The organism is Tahibacter aquaticus (assembly GCF_004363655.1).
GTDB classification, from domain to species: domain Bacteria; phylum Pseudomonadota; class Gammaproteobacteria; order Xanthomonadales; family Rhodanobacteraceae; genus Tahibacter; species Tahibacter aquaticus.
On sequence record NZ_SNZH01000009.1, the window covers coordinates 246,358 to 265,801 of the forward strand.

Here is a 19,444-nt window from a genome sequence, read left to right on the forward strand (position 1 = left end):
CGCAGCCTCGACCCGATGCGCCATTGCACCGCCCGGCGAACCGGGCGGTGCAGTCCTTCAGGGAAGGCGTCAAACCATCGGCAGCCGTATCAGTTGCCGTTGTTCGCGTTGTTGGCGAAGTAGTGGTAGTTGTCGGCGTTGCGCGCCGCCGACGCCGGATTGCTGACCGCCAGGTTGTGCGAGTTCGTCGTGCCGTAGGTCACGTCGTCGGTGTTGGCCACGACGTCGAAATGGCTGACTTCGTGCACGAGGATGCTGCCCTTGGAGTAGGGCGCCCCGGCATTGGGATAGCCCCAGTACGACGAGCAGAGGTGAATGCGGTACGGCTGGTTCGGATAGACGTACGCAATGGCAGTCGGCGCCGCCGGGCAGGTGCAATTGAACACGAACGGCTGCGTCGACAGCGCGTTGTAGATGCGCGTGAAGTTCGAGCGTACCGTCGAATAGCGCGACGCGTTGTACGTACCGAACCACCAGGTGTAGCGCGTGCCCGTGCTGCCGGCGTTGAGGTAATTGCGCGACGTATTGGCGTAGGTGGTCGCCTGCGAGCGAGCGGCGGGCATCGCGTTTTTCTGCGTGGTCGAGCAGCTTTCAAAGCTGTTGGTTGCGGCGAGCAGGCCGGGGCTGGCCTTCAGCGCCGGCGCGTCGAACGCATCGACCGCCGTGTCGACGTGGATCGCGGTTGCGGCCGCCCGGTCGAAGTCGAGATAGCCCGCCTCAAGGCCGCCCTTGGCCCCCTGGCCGACTTCGGCGATCACATCACGCGCATCCCGCGCATAGCGCACCTCGTACTGGCCGCCGGCCTTCATGTCGTAGTACGCCGTGAGGTCGACCTCGGCCGCGAGCGTGGCGCCCGGCGCGAGTTCGACATAGTCGGCTGCCGTCGGCGCCGTGCGCATGGCCAGAACACCGTCATAGGCGACAGGCTCGCCGTTCTTGGTCACCTGGAACAGCTCGCTGGAAAGGCCGTCGAGCGGCGTCTGCCAGCGCAGCACATGCAGGGTGCGGTCGGTGTGGTTGGTCAGCGAATAGTGGATCTTGCCGCTGCCGTAGTCGCTCTTGGCGAGCGGTTCGGACAAGGCAACGTCGAGCCCGGCAGCGCTAGCGGTGCCCATGAGGCCGAGTGCAACCAGTCCTGCGAGAAGTTTGTACATTGGTTTTCCTCCCAAAATCATTGTTGTAGATAATGAATGTCGACTGGCGCACAGTCCCCCGTGACCGTGCGCCAGAGTGGAAAACACGAAAAAGCAAGGATGTTCGCCTCAGGGGCGATAGAACCAAAAGGCATACCGGAGAAACGGAAAGCGGCCCGGTTGAATTGCTGCATTGCGTCGAAGACACGCCCGGCGTGGAAGTTGACCTGGCCTCGATAGTTGGTGCGCCGGCTCTGGGAGTTTCGGGACGCTGGCAACACTTTTGTAGCGAAGATCGATCTCTATCCACGGGCATGATCACTGCCCGTTTCGTCGGTCCAACCGGAGAACTGAGATGAGCGAAGGCAACAGGGCACAGTGGGTTTGCGCGACGCTGGACGTGGACGGCGGCGAACGTCTGGTCGGACCGTCGACCTCATTGGTGTCGATGGGCGTGGCGGCGAAGAACAAGCTATGGGAGCCGGGCACTGAGCTGAAGGTACGGTTCCTGGAAGGTACCGACGCGCTGCATGCGCGGGTGATGGAAGCGGCTCGATCGTGGCTGGTCGATGGCGTCCGCCTCAATCTGGTCAAGGCCAAGAGTGGCGAAAAGGCTCAGCTGCGCATCGCCTTCGACGCCAGTGACGGCTCCTGGTCGTATGTCGGCACCGATGCCCTGGGCATCCGCCAGACCCAGCCGACGATGAACCTGGGCTGGGCTACCTTGCAGACGCCCAAGGAAGATTTCTGGAGCGTCGTCATCCACGAATTCGGCCACGCGCTGGGCCTGCTGCACGAACACAATCATCCTGAGGCGCGTATCCAGTGGAGCAGACCTGCGGTCTACGCCGATCTCGAAGGACCGCCCAACGAGTGGACCAAGCAACAGGTCGACGACAATGTCTTCGCCAAGTTCGATGCGTCCGAGGTCATTACGACGAATTTCGACAAGGCATCGGTGATGATCTATACGATTCCGTCGAACTGGACGACCGACGGCAAGAGTTTCATGCCGTCGTGGAAGTTATCGGCCGGCGATGAATTGACCATCAAAAAGCTCTACGCCTGAGCGGCCGGTGTAGTGGCCTGGCGCCTGGAACACGACGTGCTGATACACGATGCATTGCGGGTAAACCTGCAACGCATCGCGGCGTCGCATTGGCGCGCCGATGCGCGACTGCGCAGCTGGGGACCAGCGCCGCTGCATGCGGACGGCGAAACGGTGTCTGTTCCCTGCGCCGAAGGGACGGTTCTGTGGCTGGGTGCCTGGATGGAAGATGCGCCGACCGTCGCCCGCATCGTGCTGGACGATCCGGTCGATGGCAGCAGCGGCGAGTTGTCCACGGACAATGGCTACCAGTTGTGTGCCCTCGTCGATGCCTCGGGACAGCGGCAACCCATCGGCCTGCGCGGCGAATCGTTGCAACGGCGTTTGCGCCTGCAGGTGTATCGGGAGCACGGGCACGGCCGGACCCTGGCGGCGCTGGACCTGGTGTTGTTGCAGCCGGCGGCCTGGGAACGGCTGTCGGGGCGCGAGGCGCCGGGCCCTCTGCGGGAGCCGCCGCTGCCGCCGCGGCTGGGCTAGCCCATGGGAGCCCGGAAAATTGCAGGAGCATGCCCGGTGCGAGCTGTTTCCATTTGTCTAATTTGAGGTAATTCTCATGGCATTGGAGAAAGTGGACAACACGATCGGCCTGTGGCGCGACCCGGCCTGGACCTTCGGCATGCCTGGCGTGTACGCGATCGTGACCGGCATCAGCAAGTATCCGCACCTGAAAAATGGGGGTGCTGTTGCGCCGAATACCTTCGACCTGGGCCAGCTGGTTTCGTCAGCGACCACGGCAGCGGATTTTTTCGCCTGGCTGCGCCGGGGTTTCCTGCGCAAGGATCTCCCCGTCGTCTGGTGCTATCTGCTGCTTTCGCCGGGCGAAGACGAACTGCCGCTGCTCGATCCGGCCATTGGCACACACTACGCCACTCCCGACAACGCGACGCTGCAAAGGGCAATGCAGATGTGGGCCGGCAACGTACCCGCAGGTGCCAAGGCCCGCGACAGCCGCACGCTGTTCTTTTTCAGCGGCCACGGCGTGCAGTCCAATGCGGTACCGTTGATATTGCCGTCGGACTATCTCGATCCTGCGTTCGGTGCGCCGATGTTCGAGAACTGCGTCAGCGTGGACGAGTTGCGTGCCTGGGCCGAAACCCATCCTGCCACCGAACATATTGCGCTGATCGATGCCTGTCGTAACGAGTTCTCGCCCCTGGCATCCAAAGGCGCCACTGCGAAAACGGTGCTGCCGCGCAACGCGCCGGGCCACAGCGGGCCCAGATCCACCGTGGCGTTGTATTCGACCTTGCCGACGGCACAGTCGTACCAGGTGCCCGGCGAACGCCAGACATTCTTCGGCAGGGCCGTGATGGAGCGCCTGGCCGGTGCTGCACGCGATGAAAGCCTCGCTGTGCAGTTCCTGGAACTGTTCAGTTATGTGCGTCCGCGCATTCACGAGCTGATTCGTCTGGCCGGCGGATCGCCCGCGCAGCAGACCGCGCAGCAGCGCCTGTACGGTGACGACGATTTCGTGGTCACCGAGTTTCTGCCCCCACCGGCGGTCGAGCCGGCAGGCGACGATTCCGGCGTGGGACCCGAAGACGGCAACGGCACGGGTCTGGAATCCATGCAGCCGACGAAACCGGCAGCCGTGCGACGCAGAATCAGTCTGTCCGAGCGGGTGGGCAGCGACCGTTCAACGCGCCTGACCGCAGCGGAAGCGGCGTCCGAGTCGCTGTTCGACGCAGCCCGTGTCGATACGCCCATCAGGCTGAGCGATCTCGCGCTGCCCGGAGAGGCGTACCGGCGGTTCGGCCACGAATACGCCTCGGAAATCTGGCGCAAGGGCGGGGTCACGCTCTATACCGCCGACGCGCAGCCGGCGGATCCCGATCGGCTGAAGATTCGCGCCGTGGAACGCGATGCGCTTAGCAGTCTTGTGCGCGTCGATTTCCTGCTCGCACCCGGCGACGAGGCACTGTTCCTGGCGCTTGACGACCCGGACTCTGTGCAGCGTCAGCGCCTGGTCATGCCGCTGCCGCGAGATCCGCACAGCGACGTACCGTACCGACTCACGCTGACTATTCTGAAGTCGGACAACGAGGCACAGCCACGCATCCAGAAAGCCGATCTGCGGCTCGGTCCGGGCACCGGCACCGGCAGTCCGTACTATGACTATCTTTGGGATCTGACCCAGCAGTCGGAATTCGGCAGCCTGCTCGAAGCGGCCAGGCGCGCTGATCCGGCCATGCTGATGGACGCAATACACCACAAACTGCAGGCGCCCGTCGCCGCAACCATGGGGTTTCTGCTGCTCGCCAGCGTCGGGCAGCTCCACCGCGGCCGCGACTGGGCGAGAAACCTGATGAACTGGTTTCCGCGCGCCGACGGCGCCGTGCTCTGGGCCGAATCCGTGCGGGCCGCGCTCGCGCGGGGCAGCACGAATCCATTCGGCATCGCTGACCCGCGCGATGAAATGGTCAAGGCACTGCGGCTGCTGTTGATACGGGGACTGCCCAGTTCCACGGCTGCGTTCGACTTGGCGCAAGTCCTGGTGCGCCAGCTGCAGCGCGACGAGTTGACCGAAACGCAGCGCCAGACACTGAATGCCGTATCGGTTCGCCTGAAAAACGCTTATGCGGCAAGCATGCCCGGTGGCCAGTTCCTGACCCTCGCCGCAACCCCGCGCCCCGCATCGCTGGGCGGCAGCGGGCCGCTGTCGATACGTGAACTGCTGCGCCTGTTCGCCTAAGAGTCGGAAGCCGAGCCGGCGCCGGCTCCCGATAAAATAGCTGCGGCTGCGGGCTTCGGCAGTGCCGCTGCCGGATAGCGGCGGTTTCCCACGGGGTTGCGCATTGTTGGCGCCGGTCTTGAAATCGCTCCCGACGCGTGATCGTGCGTCGTGCTCGCCGTATGTACAGACCTGCTACGCCCACCCAGATCCACCGAGCTGCGCGCTACGCCGCGTACTCAAGATCGCCGGCGCAAGCGAGGTCAGTTCAATGTGCTGCGGTGCATCGACGACACGTGCACCGCAGAAGTTAGCCTGATCCCGTTGGCGCCCGCTTCGTCGCAGCGCCGGCAGCAGCGCCAGCCGTCATCGGGCGGCGCAGGGGAATCACCCCTCGAAGCCATCGGCAAACAACGGATTTTCCTCGACGAAAGGCATCACGTTGCCCACCCGCAGCAGCAGATGCTGCGTGCTGTCGTCGATCGGCACGCCGGGGCGCCGGTCGGATTGCGAGCCGATCACGAGCACGCGCCCATCGGGCTGCAGTGTCGCAGCGTTGGCGAATTCGTCGAAGCGGCCGAAGAGTTCGGGCAAGCGCAACAGGTTTGCGCCGTTGGTTGCGCCGAAGTCGAGGTCCGGCGAGCCGTTGGCTAGCAGGCGCGCCACGCCGATATCCTGCGTGCCGAAGAACACCTCGTTGCCGTTCATGTTCATGTGCGTACCGACCGCGACGAGCTTGCCGTCGGGCAGCGGCAGTATTTGCTGCAGGCTGGTGGTGCGGCCCTGCACACTCTGCGACGGCGGAATGAAATTCACCCGCGCCACGCCGCCGGTGCCAAAGTTGAGATCGAACTGGCCATTGCGCAGCAGGCGCAAGATGCCGACTTCGCCATTGCGATAGCAGCTGACCAGGGGGCGCTGCTGTGCGTCGAGCGTGATGTCGCCGGATGCCACGCAGGTGCCGACCAGATGCACGTAATTGGAATCGCCGGGCCAGCTCGTGTCGACCGAGCCATCGTCGAGCAGGCGATGCACCACGCCACCTTCCTGGGCCGTGCCGCTCTGGCCTTCGGAGCCGGCGAAGTAGAGGTTTCCATTCGTATCCTGCGCAATGCTCTCGATGTACAGGCGGAAGGGATTGGTGGTGGTGTGCAGGCGTGCCACGCCGTTGTCGCCGAAACTGGTATCGACGGCGAGGTTTGCCGTGAGGCGCAGCACCAGGCCGAACGTTTCGGTTCCCGTTGGCCCCGGTTGCGCGAAGCTGCCGGCGACGAGGATACGGCCCTGTGCGTCGCGCTCTATCGCGCTGAACGTCATGCGCCGGTTCTGCGCCTGGAAGTTCAGGTCGGTCCAGGTTTCCAGCACGCCGTTGCCGAAGAAGTCGGTGTCGACGCTACCGTCCGGCAGCAGTCGAATCACCGTACCGTTGTCGCCCACGGCGCCGGCGATCAGGGTGCTGCCATCGTCCATGGCGATGACAGCACTGCACAGCTGGGAATTGTTGCCGGCGGCACTGAGGCTCAGCGTGCGTCGCCCGTTGGGCGGTGCAAACGTGGTGTCGGCGCTGCCGTCCGGCAGCGAGCGCGTCACCACGCACAGGTACGTCGGCGACGGATTGGTGTCGAAGCGCAGACGCCCCAGGGTGGTGATGACGCCACTGCTGTCCACCGAAACGTCGGTGCCCGTGGTGTCCTGGCGCGGTCCGGAGCCCAGGAACTCGTCGAAATGCTGCAGGCGGTAGCCGTTGTTGAAGCCGAAATCCGGATCGAGGAAACCACTGACGGCGGTGGGATCGGCCATGCCCAGGCGCCCGATCAGGAACCGCGTGGCCTGGGTGCCGAAGTCGCGCTGTCCGACGATCACCGGGCGGCCGCGCGGGTCGAGTACCAGGTTGCTGACGCTCTCCCAGTACGACTCCGTGCTGCCAGTAAGGTAGGGATCGCCCACGCGCAGAACGCTGTAGCCAGGCTGGTAGCCGAAGCCGAAATCGGTGGAGCCATCGGCATTGAGCCGCGTCACGTACCAGTCGGTTTCGTTGCCGGGCTGGTTGGCCACGTCCAGCGAGGCGGCCAGCACGATCTTGCCGTCGGCCTGCAGGGCGATACGCGGCGGCCCTAACAAGGTGCCCAGGGAAGAGGTGAACCCCAGCGGTTCGACCAGGCCGTCGCCGCCGAACGCGGGGTCTGGCAGCCCGTCGAGGCCCAGGCGCAACACACCCACCGCCAGGATCGGCCCCGGCGTGGCGCCGGACACATCGGGTTCGCAACCCATCAGCGTGCGGCCGTCGCCGTCGACCACGATGCTGGCCACCCGATCGCAGCGCGGCACGAAGCCGCGCCCGCCACCGCCATTGCCGTTGGGGCCGTTCATGCCGGCGCCGTAGCTGAGATCCAGCGAGCCGTCCTCGGTCACGCGGAAGATCACGCCGTGGCGCGGCGTGCCCGCCTGCTGCGTGGTGCCTGCCACGAGAATGCCGCCTTGCGCGTCCACCGTCAGCGTAGTGGGCTGTACCAGCGGCGTGCTGAAATCCGCCAGCGGCACGGCGCCGTCCACGCCGAAACCGGTATCCAACGAGCCATCGGCGAGGAACCGCAGCAGGATGCCGCGCGCTGCGCCATTGGCCTGCACGCGCCCCACCACCAGCAGCCGGCCCTGCGCATCCAGCAGCGAGTCGATGAGCAGGGTGGCTTCCGCGGGATCTATCCAGCTGACCTGCGTGTTCACCTCGAACACGCCGTTATCGAAGAACGTGGCGTCGCGCGTGCCGTCGGCATTCAAGCGCACGACCACCCCGGTGTTGCGATCGCCGGCGGTGTTGGCGTAGCCGGTGGCGATGAGTTTTCCGTCCGGCAGCACCTCCAGCGACGTGCACAGCTCGTAATTGCTGCCGCCACGATCCAGCACCAGGCGCTGCTGAATGTCGAGGTCGCGGCCCGCCAGTGTAGAGATGAACACCAGGCAATCGCCGTTCGCACTGGTGCCGGGATGCGAGAACGAACCGATCGCGATCACCCGGCCCTGCGCGTCGAACTTCGCATCGCGCAGCGACTGAAAGCGACCGCGGTCGCCATTGATGAACTCGTCGAACTGAAACCAGCCGCGGTAGAGGAAGCTCTGGTCGAGCAACCCGTCGCGCGCCAGGCAAGTGCTCGCACCGAGCAGGGCCAGCAGAAACGAGAGGCAACGTGCAGCGTGCATGGGCGACCTGCGAAGTAGTGTCCGTTCCCGGGACGTACGCCGTCGCGGGCACTACCTGACAAAGGCCACTGCGGACTCGTTCGCGCAGGGGAATCTGGCGCCGGCCGGGAAATGGGGCAGGGCGACTTACTGCAAAAAAGAACGCAGCGACAGATCAGCACCCCCAACGCAGGTGCCAACCTGTCGCCGGTAGCATCACAACGACACGAGTGAACAAACCCCGCCAGTGAGCAGAGTCGCAGCCCCGGATTCGACCACGGCCACTACGGACCCGGATGCGTACTCGCCTCCAGCAACCCACACACATCCCGCGAAAGAATCGCCACCGCTTCCAGAATGGCGCCGTGCGAGCGCGAATCCGGCGCCTCCAGGCGTGCCGTAACCAGCGCCTCGCTCAGATGGTGGATAGCCGAGGCGCGTGCCAGCACTTCGTCCTGCAGCGCATCGCGCTGGGCTGGCGTATCCAGCACCAGGGCAAACAACACGGGTTCGGCCGAGTCGACATCACGGCGCAGCGGATGAAACGAACCGTGACGACTCATGGCTGCGCCCTCCCGCGTGAATCACGGCAGTCAACAGCCAACAAGAAAACGCCGGGGCAGGGCCCGGCAGCGGCGAACAGGTAGCGGTCTTCCATGGCAACTCCCTCGCTAGGGTCGCCACCGCAGATGCAATGAGAAAGGGGTGGCGAACGATGTGCGGGTTGGCAGACCGGGAAGGACCGGCGAACCTTGCGGTTCCCCGCACACCGCCGCCAGAAAATCGGCAGCCTGCGCCGCACGAAAATCGGGCACAAAAAAACGCCAGACTTTCGTGCGGCGCGGTGTGCGCCTTCCGCGGGCTGCCAAGCCCGGTTGCCGAATTGGCGGCAACGTGCGCATTGTTGACACCGTCAACCGCAGCGTCAAGCACGCGAAAGTGTCCGCCCATGAAGAACCTACACGCATGCGGCACCGTGTCTACAGCGCGCCGCACTAGCCCCCGACTGCATTGGGCGGTGAGCGGGGAGTCGCTCAGAACCGCAAGGTTCTGACGCCCCTGATAACAGCACTCGAACACAAAAATTCAGACAGCCCTGAGGGCCACGCGCCGGCCCACGCGGATCACGCACCGATCGTGCAAAAAGCCCTTCCGGAAAGACTTTTTCCCCTTCTCGAAAGGCCCAAAGCCCTTGCGGAAGGACGCCCAGACCCTCCGGAGGGACGCCCAGACCCTCCGGAGGGACTCCCAGACTCTCCGGAGGGACTCCCAGACTCTCCGGAGGGACTCCCAGACTCTCCGGAGGGACTCCCAGACTCTCCGGAGGGACTCCCAGACCCTCCGGAAGGACGCCCAGATCCTCCGGAAGGACGCCCAGATCCTCCGGAAGGACGCCCAGACTCTCCGGAGGGTCTCGCAGCCCCTGCGGAAGGGCTCCCAGCCCTTTCGGAAACACTCCCAGCCTTTCCGGAAAGACTTGACAGCACTTCCGGAAAGTCCCGGACTGCTTTGACCGCCTCCGGATAGACGCAGAGCCCCTCCGGAATAGAGCTACAACCGACGTTTCTGTCAAAACGGGCATGATCTGATTTTCTGGAAGGCAACGGCTTTCGGTTCTTTTGCCAGCCCTGAGAGTGCCATCCATTGGCAATCGCCTCGGGCTTTCCAGAGATTCGAAGTCGTCACTGCAATGTCTTGATGGCGCCTTAACTACCCTGCGGAGGACAGTGTGGAAAGAATTTATCTTTCTCGTGAGGAACGAGAGGCTCTGAAAGAGATCGACCGTGCCGCAGTCGACGAACTTGTCGAGCAGGCACTGCGCGACAGGTGCGTCAGCTCCAAGGGGCTTCGGCTTGATCGTTGCGGGGTCTACGTAGGCGCCAAGCTTCGCGCGTTCGAGAGAACGCTACGCGATCTCGCTTCAGCAAAGTCTGCAAAGAAGTACTCGGAGATTGAATACTGGGCTCGCCGTGCAGGGAGCGATTTGCAGTTTTCCATCGACCGAATGAAAGAGCGGGTAGAAGTCGAAGAGAAAGAAATGCAGCTGTTTCAAATCGACGACCATGTGTTAACGCCAGTCCGCTTGAGCGAAAACCTTTCCGTTTATGTGAGCTATCGATGGCGCTCAACAATAAATGATGAATGGAAATTCGGAAGCATTACTTTTGCTCACGATGTAGAAATACGGATCGACTACACCATACCAGCGCCAAAACGTAAGCCAAGCACTAGAAAGCAGCAGGAGGATCGACAGGAAATTCTCTATCGTGAATGGGAGCATCTAGTGCAGCTGTCGCTACATGCCGTCAGGGACTTTTTCAGACAAGGTGGCGACGCCGAAACTATCCCGAAAACTTTTCGCGTAAGAGTGGATTCGTATGGCGGTGGGCTAAACAACTTTAGCGCCCAGTTCTGGCCGCCCTAGTCGTGTGCAACTAGACGACCGACACTCGAAGACGCGCGGGCCGTCCACTCAGTCACTGTGTGAAAACGGGTTCAGGTCAACTTGCGGCGCATGGGCAATGAAAACGCGGCCAGGTTAGCTTCTTGCGATACCTAGGCGGTTCAAGCTGGCGTGGAGGTTCATATGGCTTCGTTTGTCGATCGACGATACGATGGGTGTGCAGAAATAAATCTGACCCCGTTGGCTCCCCTGTCAGCAATGGAGCCGCCGCGACACTTGGATTTGCGTAAGCCACTTCGCTTGACAGAGCCAAAAGCCTAGCTATAAACACCTTGTACCAGAATCTAATGCGTACATGGAAATAGTCCATGTCAAAGCCCGATTTCCTGGACTGAAATATATGAAAGCAGAACTGCTCTTCTCAGACTATTTTGACCTTGGCCGACTCGCCGTCGAGAAGTATGGAGCCCTCGATGTTTGCATTGAGGCGGATCTGCCTCTATTCATCGATCCATTCCTCCTGTTTTCTTCTGATAGGTCTGTTTATAAAGAACTCCACAGGAAAATAGTGGGACACCTGGCAAGGCTTAGAGATCTTGCCTGTGAAAACTCTCAAATCAACGAAGCTCTGTTTCAATTTCCAGAGATTAGGCAAAATTGGCTTGGTTTTTCCAAGTGGGGGAATGGTGGAAAGGGGCTTGGGCCGAAATTTGCAAAGAACCTTATTAGTTCCTTTAACGGGTTCTACTCGAATTTCGGCAAGGAAACGCTAACAAAATCTTCACATATAGAAAAACTAACCCTTGTTGGTGAGGGCATTGGTAGAGACTTTATCAGTGATTTTACAACCAACTTGGCTCAAGAGTACTTGCTTGAATACACAGAAAAATTTGCCAAGACATATCTTTCTCCACACCAAAGAGCTTTCTTCTCGATTAGATGTAGGTTTGACGAAGAAAGCTTAGTACGGCAACCGCGTCTTTTCGAGCTTCCGTATTTCTACAAAAATGGCGACAGTGGCGACTTCATCATACTAACTCCACTGGATATCTTGACCAAGGACGATGCGTTCATTTCGCATGGAGATTTGGCGCGGAGATTCAGAGTCATTGCGAACGCCTTGGACAATGCGTCGCTTCGACACTCCATAAACGAGTTTTTCAGGAGCAACCTTCGCCGTAATCCGACGAAGGAAGATATTGCTCGAGCAGTGGATATCACAGTTAGAAAGTTTCCCGAGATGCTTGACTATTACATTCTCGATAGGGAAAGAAATAGAGGCGAGGCTGCGCCAATTTCGGCCGAAAAGGTTGAGCGATTGCAACGAGAGCTACTCGATCCCTTAAGTATGCTCGGACGGTATCTTGCTGAGAGAAGCCAATTTTACGCGATTCCTTTGGGCAGCTACGCAGCCGCGCTGCAGAGGGTTAGATTTCTGAAGGAAGTTATCGAGGACAACGATGGGTATCGGATATTCTACAAAGGTGGGAAGCCGATTGCTTCCGAGGAGACGATACAAAGGATCTTTCGCCTCACGTGGTTTGCTTCTCGTTACGACGTCAATTCAGAGGTAAACAATGGGCGAGGTCCAGCGGACTACAAGATCTCGTTCGGTCAAAGGGATTCTGCAATAGTAGAGTTCAAGCTTGGTTCATCGTCCTCAATGAAGAGGAATCTTAAGGCGCAAACCGCCATTTATAAGAAGGCCTCAAGATCTGTGAACGACATCAAGGTCATTCTTTGTTATACGAGAAGCGAGATCAGTACAGTAAATCGAATACTCAAAGAAATCGGCCAAGAGGACGCTGAGAATGTTGTGACAATTGACGCCTCGCCAAAGATTTCTGCGTCAAAGTCTTCGTCGCCCAATTGAGTGGCTGGACTCAATCGATGCTTCGAATTTGTCGAAGCTCATGGGAAATAAAGCCATCGACTCTTGGGCGTGTGCGGAAACAGCCTCGCCTCGAATGATGGACGGAATTTTTGTCGGCTGATAGATTTATCCGTCGGCCAGGGCATTCGACCGAGAAAGCTCAACAAGAAAGTCACCAGCAAGAAAGGTACTGAACGCGCTTGGGTTCATAGGACGACTAAGAAATGTAAAGGCACTAACTAGGTGCTGTCGCCGTCTTCATCGGCGAAGTGCAATACCCAAGACAGATACTTCAGAAGCGAGACAACCTTTAGACTGTTCATCTCGGTGTTGTACGTCACCGATTCCCCATGCAAAACCTGATGGCGGTTCAGCCCATCGAAACCTGCAGGACGCGCCTTCTCTGAAGCAGAGATCGGGTGCATTTTTAGCAATGGCGTTAACAAGGCATGTCTGTAGGCATTCGCCGAAAATTGATCGACGTACTTTGCAACTTGAGGTCGTTTGTTGTCAGCCTTGAATAGTAGAAACGACGTCATGTCCCAACATATACCGTCAACCTGGGTCAAAAGCACCGGCACCGAAAGCTCATACGCGCCCTGTTCATGGGCATCAACCGCCCGGTTGAAGATATGGGCACGCTTTGGGTATTTGGTTATCAGGTGACTCCTGATCGTTGGCAGTTCACTGGTAAAGTGCAGGACAAGTGCTGCGTCCGCGGCTTCCTGATCTCCGGTTTCGATTGCCTTTCTGAGCTTCGCTGGCGCCGAGGCTGGCAGTTCAGGATCAAGATACCAACCTCGCGCGGCAAGGACGCCCAGCTCTGCGCGGATAGATGATGGCAACTCCGCAATCGCTTCAAAGGCTGATTGAGCCTGCTTTGCCAGCCTCGACGCGTACTCAAAGTGCTTTTCTAGTCCCTGTGTTATAGCCGCCACAGGCCTACTGAACTGGTTCTCAATCTGCTTTAAATATTCCTTTAGAGCGACGATAGCGGGTGCGTCAACCTGCTCTTCAAACTGTTTGAGCGTCGCCTGAATTCCGTCGGCGATGGGCTTGTACTGGATCTCAAACTCGCGCTGTTGACGAACGATTTGTTCGATGAAATTTTTGTCCATTTGAGGCTCCGACTTTCGTGTCGACATCGTATGCGTTTTCGTAGTTAAACCGTCTGGATATCTCGCAGCTGGCGGCTTTGCTTTTAACGTCTGCGGCCACGGACTGTTTGACAATACGATGTAAGGTCCGAATATTTCCTCTCACCCTACACGTCCTCGCCGTCGACGCGCGCCGACCTAAGTGCCGCCATCCGGACCAACGGTCAGTGCATAGGTGCGGCCGTCGACGCGATGGCCGGCTGCTAGAATCGGCGCAATTCTCCGGGGGTTTTCCATGTTCCAGTTGCATCCCATCCTGCGGCGCGCGCTGTCGTGCCTGCTTGCCGTCGGCGCACTGGCTGCCGCGGCGCAGGCTCAGGTGCCCGCACCCTTGCCCACGCCGAATCTGCCGCTGACCGTGGCGGGCGATATCAGTTCGATCGCGTACCAGCCTGATGGCGCGTTGTTGCTGGTCGGCACGTTCACGTCGGTCAATGGGGTGCCGCGCAATGGGGTTGCACGGCTGTTGCCTAACGGTTCGCTTGACCCGCAGTGGAACCCGCCGGTGCGCTGGGGAGACATGCAGGTTTCGCGGCGGATCTATTCGCTGCCGGACGGTGGCGTGCTGGTGCACGGCAATATCAGCCACTTCAACGGCCAGTGGCAGCTGGGTTGCGGCGTCAAGTTGACGGCTGGCCCGAACCCGGCTGCCGTGCCGTCCTGGTATGAGAATGCCGGGGGGTGTGTGCCCGTCGATGTCACCTTGGACGACGCGGGCTGGGTCTACTTCGTTTCGCCCGAGGGCCTGCGCCGCATCCGGGCGGACACGGGCAACTACGATCCGGACTGGTTGGGACAGAGCTATTCCTATGGAAGCCTGGTCTATGACGGCAGCGGCGGCCTGATTCAACAGACGGATTACCGACTGAACCGTGTGCTCATTGCCACGGGAGCGCTGGATACGAACTGGCAGTCGCGGGGCCACCCCGGAAGCCGCTTGATCGGCGGCGCGGCAGAGCCTTCGAGCGGTTTCGTCTTTCTGGCGTATGCGGACGGCCGCGTGGACAAGCTGTCGAAGGCAACGGGACAGAGCGCCAGCGGCTGGCCGCAGTTCGCCCCGTATCCGGGCGCCGAGACCTTCGCGCGGGCAAGCGGCGGCGATGTCTACGTGGGCGGATACCGCGGTGTGTGCCGGATGTCGGGTTCGACAGGGCAGGTGCTGGCCAGCTGGCCCATCGAGGGCAATCGCAAGTCCATGCACAGCCTCGCTGCGCGTGCTGACGGTAACGTGGCGGCTGCCGGCGATTTTGCCCGCCTGGGCGACACGCCGACGATGGGGCTCGCGCTGCTCGGCACGGCCGCTGCACAGCCCGCGGCATTGGCCCTGGTCGAGAGCCGCGGCGGCGCCACTCTGCTCGCGCGTCAGCCCGACGGAGCGCTCATCGTTGCTGGCAAGTTCGACCGTGCCGGCGGCGTGGACCGCAGCAACCTGCTGCGTCTACAACCCGACGGCTCGATGGACATGGCCTGGGCGCCTCGCGTCGATGGCTGGACCTATGCACTGGCTGTCGGTCCAGATGGCGGCATCTATGTCGGCGGCTACCTGGAAAGCGTCAACGGCGTGGACGTCAGCAACGGTCTGCGCAAGCTCGACGGCACCACCGGCGCCACCGTGACGGACTACGTTGCGGACACCGATACGTCTACCGTGTTCGGCCTGTATGTCGACAGCATCTCCCGCGTGCACCTGACGGGATACCGCGTGGAACGGCCGGTGCGCCGCCTGCTGCCAGACGGCGCCATGGATGGGAGCTGGGGCACGAGCCTGTTGCCGACGACCAGCAGCGGGCTGCAGCGCGTGGGCAATGACCTCTACATCAGCATCCAGTCGGACGGCGATTTCTCGCCGCGCCGGCTCTCGCTGCTCACGGGCGCGCTGGATGCGGACTGGAACGTGGCGATGGAATCCTACGTGGCGCTGTCGATCGCCCCGGCCGCCGACGGCGACCTGTTCATCGGCGGCTATTTCGACAGCGTCAATGGTGTGCCGCGCCGTCATCTGGCGCGCGTGTCGTCGACGACGCCGGTACAGGTGCGCGAATGGGATCCCTCGCCGGATAACAGTGTGTATGGCGTCGGTACGACGGCAAACGGGCGCCTGTTCGTCAGCGGCTATTTCACCCAGGTCGGCGGCAAGCCGCGCCATGGCAACGCCGAGCTCGCGCCATCTGACGGCGCGGCGCTGGACAGCTGGATTGCGCCGGTGGGCAGCATGCAGCAGTTGCTGGCCGAAGACCGCATCTATTTTTCCGCCAGCCCGCGCGGCGTCATTGCCTACCCGCTGGCTGTCGGCGACACCATCTTTGCGTCGCCGTTCGAGTGACGCAAACGATCGGAGCACTGCAGCCGGGTGTCCTGTCTCGCAACGACGTCGTGACCCCCGACAGCTGTCGGGCGAGAGGGAGCACGGTGTGGCCAGCTGGAACTATCCGACGCCGGAACTTGCGGTTGAATTTCCTACGGCTTGCTTCGGACAGCTCAAGTCAATTCGCTTACGTCTCCGCAGGCCCCGATATCACGCTTGTCGCCGTAGTCATGATGCTCGGTGCGCCGTTGGCCTTGTCGGTGAAGACGATGTACGGGGCGCCTTCGTAGGTGACCGGGCTGAGGGGGTAGCGGGTCTGCAGCGCGGTGATGGTCTTGCCGCCGTTGGTAGTGCCCTGGATCTGGTAGTACGTCCAGCACTGCGATTGCGGACGCCAGGCGTAGGTGATGATGTTGCCGTTGTCGTCGTTGACGAGCAGCAGCAGCATGCCGCCGTAGGTGGCGAGACTGACCACCGAATGGGTGGTGATGATCTGCCCGAACGGGTCCTCGGCGATGGGCGATAGCATCGACCAGGCCTCGCCGCCGTCGATCTGCAGCACGCAGATGCTGTTGTTGCCGTTGGCGTTGACGAAGGCCATCACCAGCGAACCGCCGTACTCGGTCATGCCCACGCTCATGCTCGATCTCGCGGCCGTGAGCGAACCGCTCATGCCGGTGAAGAAGACCGGAATCGGCGTGTTGAACAGGTTCTTGGCCGGGTTCCAGCTGCAGAACACAAGGTTGGCGCCGTTCTGCGACACGCGTGACGGAAACACCATGAACAGCCCCTGGCTGTTGACGTTGCACAGCGCCGCGCGCGGCCCCGCGCTGCTGCCCGAGGCCGGTGCGAGCAGTTTGTAGTTGGCGCTGTCGGTGCTCGACAACGCCGCCTGCTGCGAGCCGGTTCCCGGCGACGACCAGGTCTGCTGGTTCGCCGACCATGTCGCCTGCAGCAGCACGCCGTTGCTGTCGGGATAGATCATCAGCAGCGACCCCGGCCGCGCCACGACAGCGGGATCGCCACCGTCGCTGGTCAGGTGCGACTGGCCGCCGACGGCGATCTCCGTCGGCGTATAGATCTTGAAGGCCGGTGCGTCCGTCATCGGGATCGCAAGGAAATGCAGATGGTGGTTGGAGTTGTCGGTACTCGTCTTGCGGAAAACCACGCAGAGGATGTTCTGCAGCGCCGCATTCAGCGCGGTTTCCTGCTGGCTGGGGCTCAACTCGTCGGTGGGCTGGGTGTTGCCGATCGTCGTGCTCAGGGTGACGACGGCCGCGGCCGGCGCCAGGTCGTCCTCGCTACTGCCGATGATGCGGTTGTTCTGCCACCTCAGCGCGTGGGCAGGCCCCGCCCCCTGCCGCGGCGGTGCGCCGGCCATGCTGTGCACGCCGCCATTGGGCACCACGTCGTAGACCGACGCATAGTAGAAGTTGCTGGTCCAGTAGCGGCAGGTCAGGTCGTTCCATACCTCGCGAAACTTGACCGTGCCGTTGTCGACGACGAACAGCGGCGACCAGTTGTAGGGGCTGTTGCGGTCCGACGCCGAATCCAGATTCGGAATAAAGTCCAGCGCGCTGAACACCGGACTGCCATCGCCCGACGTCACCGCGTTGCAGACGTCCTGCAGCGAAGCCTGGACCGCGTTGCGCGCGATGGAGAAGCTTTGGCTGTTGGCCAGATCATTGAGGCGCTTGTCGCCGTAGGCGGTCCAGGAGTCGCCACGGTTGTTCTGCACGACCAGCCCGTTGTAGCAGTCTTCGTCGTGCATCAGCCGCGAACACAGATCGGAAAACGAGTTGCCCGTGTGCAGCGACTTGCGCGGTGTGCGCAGGTGGCCCGATGAGAACAGGTCGGTGAGGAAGTGGCAGGCGAAGGCCTCCATCGCGTACGCCTGCGACCACTTGCCCTGGCCCGCCGCCTGCAGCGCCGCGGTATGGCCGGCCTTGTAGGCGGCGAGCGCATTGGCCCCGAAATGGTCCCAGTTGGTGGCGGCGAGCTTGAGGTAGCGTCCTTGCGACCACCACCACGGGTGGATATCCGGATTCCCGCCCGTGGCGTTGTTGTAGGCGATGTCGTACTGATCGTCGTCGTTGATCTGCGAATAGGCCTGCGACCAGGAGTCGGTCGCGGTCGGGTCGTTGGCCAGGATGGCCGCCTGCGCATTGGTCGCGTCAGCCGACTGCTGCTGCATCAACGACAGGATCTTCTGTGCCGGCGACACGTTGGCGTTGAACAGGATGACCAGCGGCTCCGTCCACAGTGTGTTGAACGCGTTGAGAAACGCCTGCTGCTGCGAGGCCGGGTCGGGGGCGTCGGAGATGGGTTGGCTGGGTATGCCGTAGAAATCGCCGGCCAGTGCGAGGATCTGCCCGAAACTGAAAGACTGCCCGCCCTGGCTGAGGAAATAGTTGGTGCTCGGCGCCGACTGCTGGAACTGCTTGCCGTCCCCGTCGACGAACCACAGTCCATCACCAAACGCCTCGTGCTCCGGCCCTTCGAACAACTGCAGACCAGGCCCCGTGTACAGCGGATCGAGGAAGCGCGTGTACTTGCGCCGGTCACGCGGATACGTGACCGGCCGCGGATTCTCAGTAGTGGATGCGTCGCCTTCGGCGCGCGCGGAAGTAGCCTCGTTCGTCTCGGTGGTGTCGCTCATGGGCGGGACTCCGTTCAGGGGGAGCGCGATGCCAAACGGCCGCCGTGCAGCACCCTGGCAGCACTAGCGCCGATCGGTCGTCCGGTGGATGGGTCTGCTATACCAATATCTTTTAGCGCAAAGTATTGGCAGTTCCTATCGCACCGATTCCAGGGCGTGCGGGAACGCGAGGGAGAGCTGGGATTGCGCTGCGCCTCTTCCCAGCCAACGGTTTGGCACGACGGCAGGATTACGATCAGCAGCCAGCGGAGGCTTCACCATGACCGAGCAGAAATGCGAGGACGAAAAGCAGCTTGAGTCGGAACTTTGCAAACGAATACTGCCAAGAGATCCCCATGCTCTGGAGCAAGTACGAATCGACAACAGCACAAGCGACGCAAGGAACCTCGCCGATCTGATTGGCGACAAGGATTTCGAACTGCTCGCGGACACCAGCAACTGGAATCAGCACAAGAACGTGCTGATCGACATCACCGGGAATATGACACCGGATGTGGTTATCCGCTCCACGTCGTCGGGCGAAAACCGGACCATCATCGAAGTCAAATACACGCATGTGCTGGGCTACGGCAGAGCCGACTCCCAAGTCATACGCTACTTTCTCCACCTGCTCGCAACGACACTCCAACGCAAGAATGGCGGCGATATCAGGCGCGCATTGATTCTGGCAGCGCCGGATTCCTGGTTCGAGAACCGCCGAAATAGCGAGGACTGGGGATACTTCATGAGAACCTACAAAGACATTGCCGGCGCCTTTGACATCACCCTCGGGGAGATCCGATTGCCGTTGCCTGTTGCCGCGCGCTCGAAGCTGAGCATCTCGGCGCACTGAAGATTGGTCACATTCAGCACTGTGAGCGGCACTGTTCTCTATGAATCGGGCACCGGCCGACCTGGTCCGTGCCCTCGCGCAGAAACGCGTTTCCCTGGTCAACTAGTGGCGCGCAGCAACATCCC

General features: G+C 61.5%; 12 protein-coding genes. 7 read left to right on the forward strand and 5 right to left on the reverse strand.

Going from position 1 to position 19,444, the window contains the following annotated elements; translation table 11 throughout:
• Positions 1-89 precede the first annotated feature (89 nt).
• Positions 90-1,154: a M35 family metallo-endopeptidase gene (locus DFR29_RS15840; RefSeq protein ID WP_166654131.1), complete on the reverse strand. Its 1,065-nt coding sequence runs from the start codon at positions 1,152-1,154 to the stop codon at positions 90-92.
• Positions 1,155-1,488: 334 nt separating this feature from the next.
• On the opposite strand from DFR29_RS15840, the gene DFR29_RS15845 reads away from it, so the two are divergent.
• The 3 genes from DFR29_RS15845 (at position 1,489) to DFR29_RS15855 (ending at position 4,933) form a co-directional block, all read left to right on the forward strand.
• Positions 1,489-2,202, forward strand: coding sequence for a M12 family metallopeptidase (locus DFR29_RS15845; RefSeq protein ID WP_133819588.1), 714 nt, complete (start codon positions 1,489-1,491; stop codon positions 2,200-2,202).
• A gap of 36 nt (positions 2,203-2,238) precedes the next feature.
• Entirely contained in the window at positions 2,239-2,718 is a 480-nt protein-coding gene (locus DFR29_RS15850; protein WP_133819589.1) for a hypothetical protein, read from the forward strand.
• Positions 2,719-2,794: 76 nt separating this feature from the next.
• Positions 2,795-4,933: a caspase family protein gene (locus DFR29_RS15855; protein ID WP_133819590.1), complete on the forward strand. Its 2,139-nt coding sequence runs from the start codon at positions 2,795-2,797 to the stop codon at positions 4,931-4,933.
• 366 nt (positions 4,934-5,299) lie between these two features.
• Here DFR29_RS15855 and DFR29_RS15860 read toward each other — a convergent pair whose 3' ends face one another.
• A complete protein-coding gene (locus DFR29_RS15860) occupies positions 5,300-8,110 on the reverse strand; it encodes a hypothetical protein (protein ID WP_133819591.1) in 2,811 nt (936 codons plus the stop codon).
• A 263-nt stretch (positions 8,111-8,373) separates the two neighbouring features.
• A complete protein-coding gene (locus tag DFR29_RS15865) occupies positions 8,374-8,652 on the reverse strand; it encodes a hypothetical protein (protein WP_133819592.1) in 279 nt (92 codons plus the stop codon).
• A gap of 1,166 nt (positions 8,653-9,818) precedes the next feature.
• On the opposite strand from DFR29_RS15865, the gene DFR29_RS15870 reads away from it, so the two are divergent.
• Positions 9,819-10,514: a hypothetical protein gene (locus DFR29_RS15870; RefSeq protein ID WP_133819593.1), complete on the forward strand. Its 696-nt coding sequence runs from the start codon at positions 9,819-9,821 to the stop codon at positions 10,512-10,514.
• Between the two features lie 379 nt (positions 10,515-10,893).
• Positions 10,894-12,366, forward strand: a complete 1,473-nt coding sequence (locus DFR29_RS15875) for a hypothetical protein (protein WP_133819594.1) — start codon at positions 10,894-10,896, stop codon at positions 12,364-12,366.
• A gap of 239 nt (positions 12,367-12,605) precedes the next feature.
• On the opposite strand, the gene DFR29_RS15880 is transcribed toward DFR29_RS15875, so the two are convergent.
• Complete coding sequence (locus DFR29_RS15880; protein ID WP_133819595.1) at positions 12,606-13,484, reverse strand: hypothetical protein; 879 nt, start codon at positions 13,482-13,484, stop codon at positions 12,606-12,608.
• Positions 13,485-13,758: 274 nt separating this feature from the next.
• Here DFR29_RS15880 and DFR29_RS15885 point away from each other — a divergent pair, with 274 nt between their 5' ends.
• Positions 13,759-15,846, forward strand: coding sequence for a delta-60 repeat domain-containing protein (locus tag DFR29_RS15885; protein WP_133819596.1), 2,088 nt, complete (start codon positions 13,759-13,761; stop codon positions 15,844-15,846).
• Positions 15,847-16,015: 169 nt separating this feature from the next.
• Here the strand turns inward: DFR29_RS15885 and DFR29_RS15890 are convergent, their stop codons facing one another.
• On the reverse strand, positions 16,016-18,487 hold the full coding sequence (locus DFR29_RS15890; RefSeq protein WP_133819597.1) for a hypothetical protein: 2,472 nt from the start codon (positions 18,485-18,487) through the stop codon (positions 16,016-16,018).
• Between the two features lie 259 nt (positions 18,488-18,746).
• Here DFR29_RS15890 and DFR29_RS15895 point away from each other — a divergent pair, with 259 nt between their 5' ends.
• Entirely contained in the window at positions 18,747-19,319 is a 573-nt protein-coding gene (locus DFR29_RS15895; protein WP_133819598.1) for a hypothetical protein, read from the forward strand.
• The last annotated feature ends 125 nt before the right edge of the window (positions 19,320-19,444 follow it).

What these genes read in the sequence shown, in the direction of transcription:
- DFR29_RS15840 (WP_166654131.1), bottom strand. Translation starts at nt 1,154, where the DNA reads ATGTACAAACTTCTCGCAGGACTGGTTGCACTCGGCCTCATGGGCACC.
- DFR29_RS15845 (WP_133819588.1), top strand. Translation starts at nt 1,489, where the DNA reads ATGAGCGAAGGCAACAGGGCACAGTGGGTTTGCGCGACGCTGGACGTG.
- DFR29_RS15855 (WP_133819590.1), top strand. Translation starts at nt 2,795, where the DNA reads ATGGCATTGGAGAAAGTGGACAACACGATCGGCCTGTGGCGCGACCCG.
- DFR29_RS15860 (WP_133819591.1), bottom strand. Translation starts at nt 8,110, where the DNA reads ATGCACGCTGCACGTTGCCTCTCGTTTCTGCTGGCCCTGCTCGGTGCG.
- DFR29_RS15865 (WP_133819592.1), bottom strand. Translation starts at nt 8,652, where the DNA reads ATGAGTCGTCACGGTTCGTTTCATCCGCTGCGCCGTGATGTCGACTCG.
- DFR29_RS15875 (WP_133819594.1), top strand. Translation starts at nt 10,894, where the DNA reads ATGAAAGCAGAACTGCTCTTCTCAGACTATTTTGACCTTGGCCGACTC.
- DFR29_RS15880 (WP_133819595.1), bottom strand. Translation starts at nt 13,484, where the DNA reads ATGGACAAAAATTTCATCGAACAAATCGTTCGTCAACAGCGCGAGTTT.
- DFR29_RS15885 (WP_133819596.1), top strand. Translation starts at nt 13,759, where the DNA reads ATGTTCCAGTTGCATCCCATCCTGCGGCGCGCGCTGTCGTGCCTGCTT.
- DFR29_RS15890 (WP_133819597.1), bottom strand. Translation starts at nt 18,487, where the DNA reads ATGAGCGACACCACCGAGACGAACGAGGCTACTTCCGCGCGCGCCGAA.
- DFR29_RS15895 (WP_133819598.1), top strand. Translation starts at nt 18,747, where the DNA reads ATGACCGAGCAGAAATGCGAGGACGAAAAGCAGCTTGAGTCGGAACTT.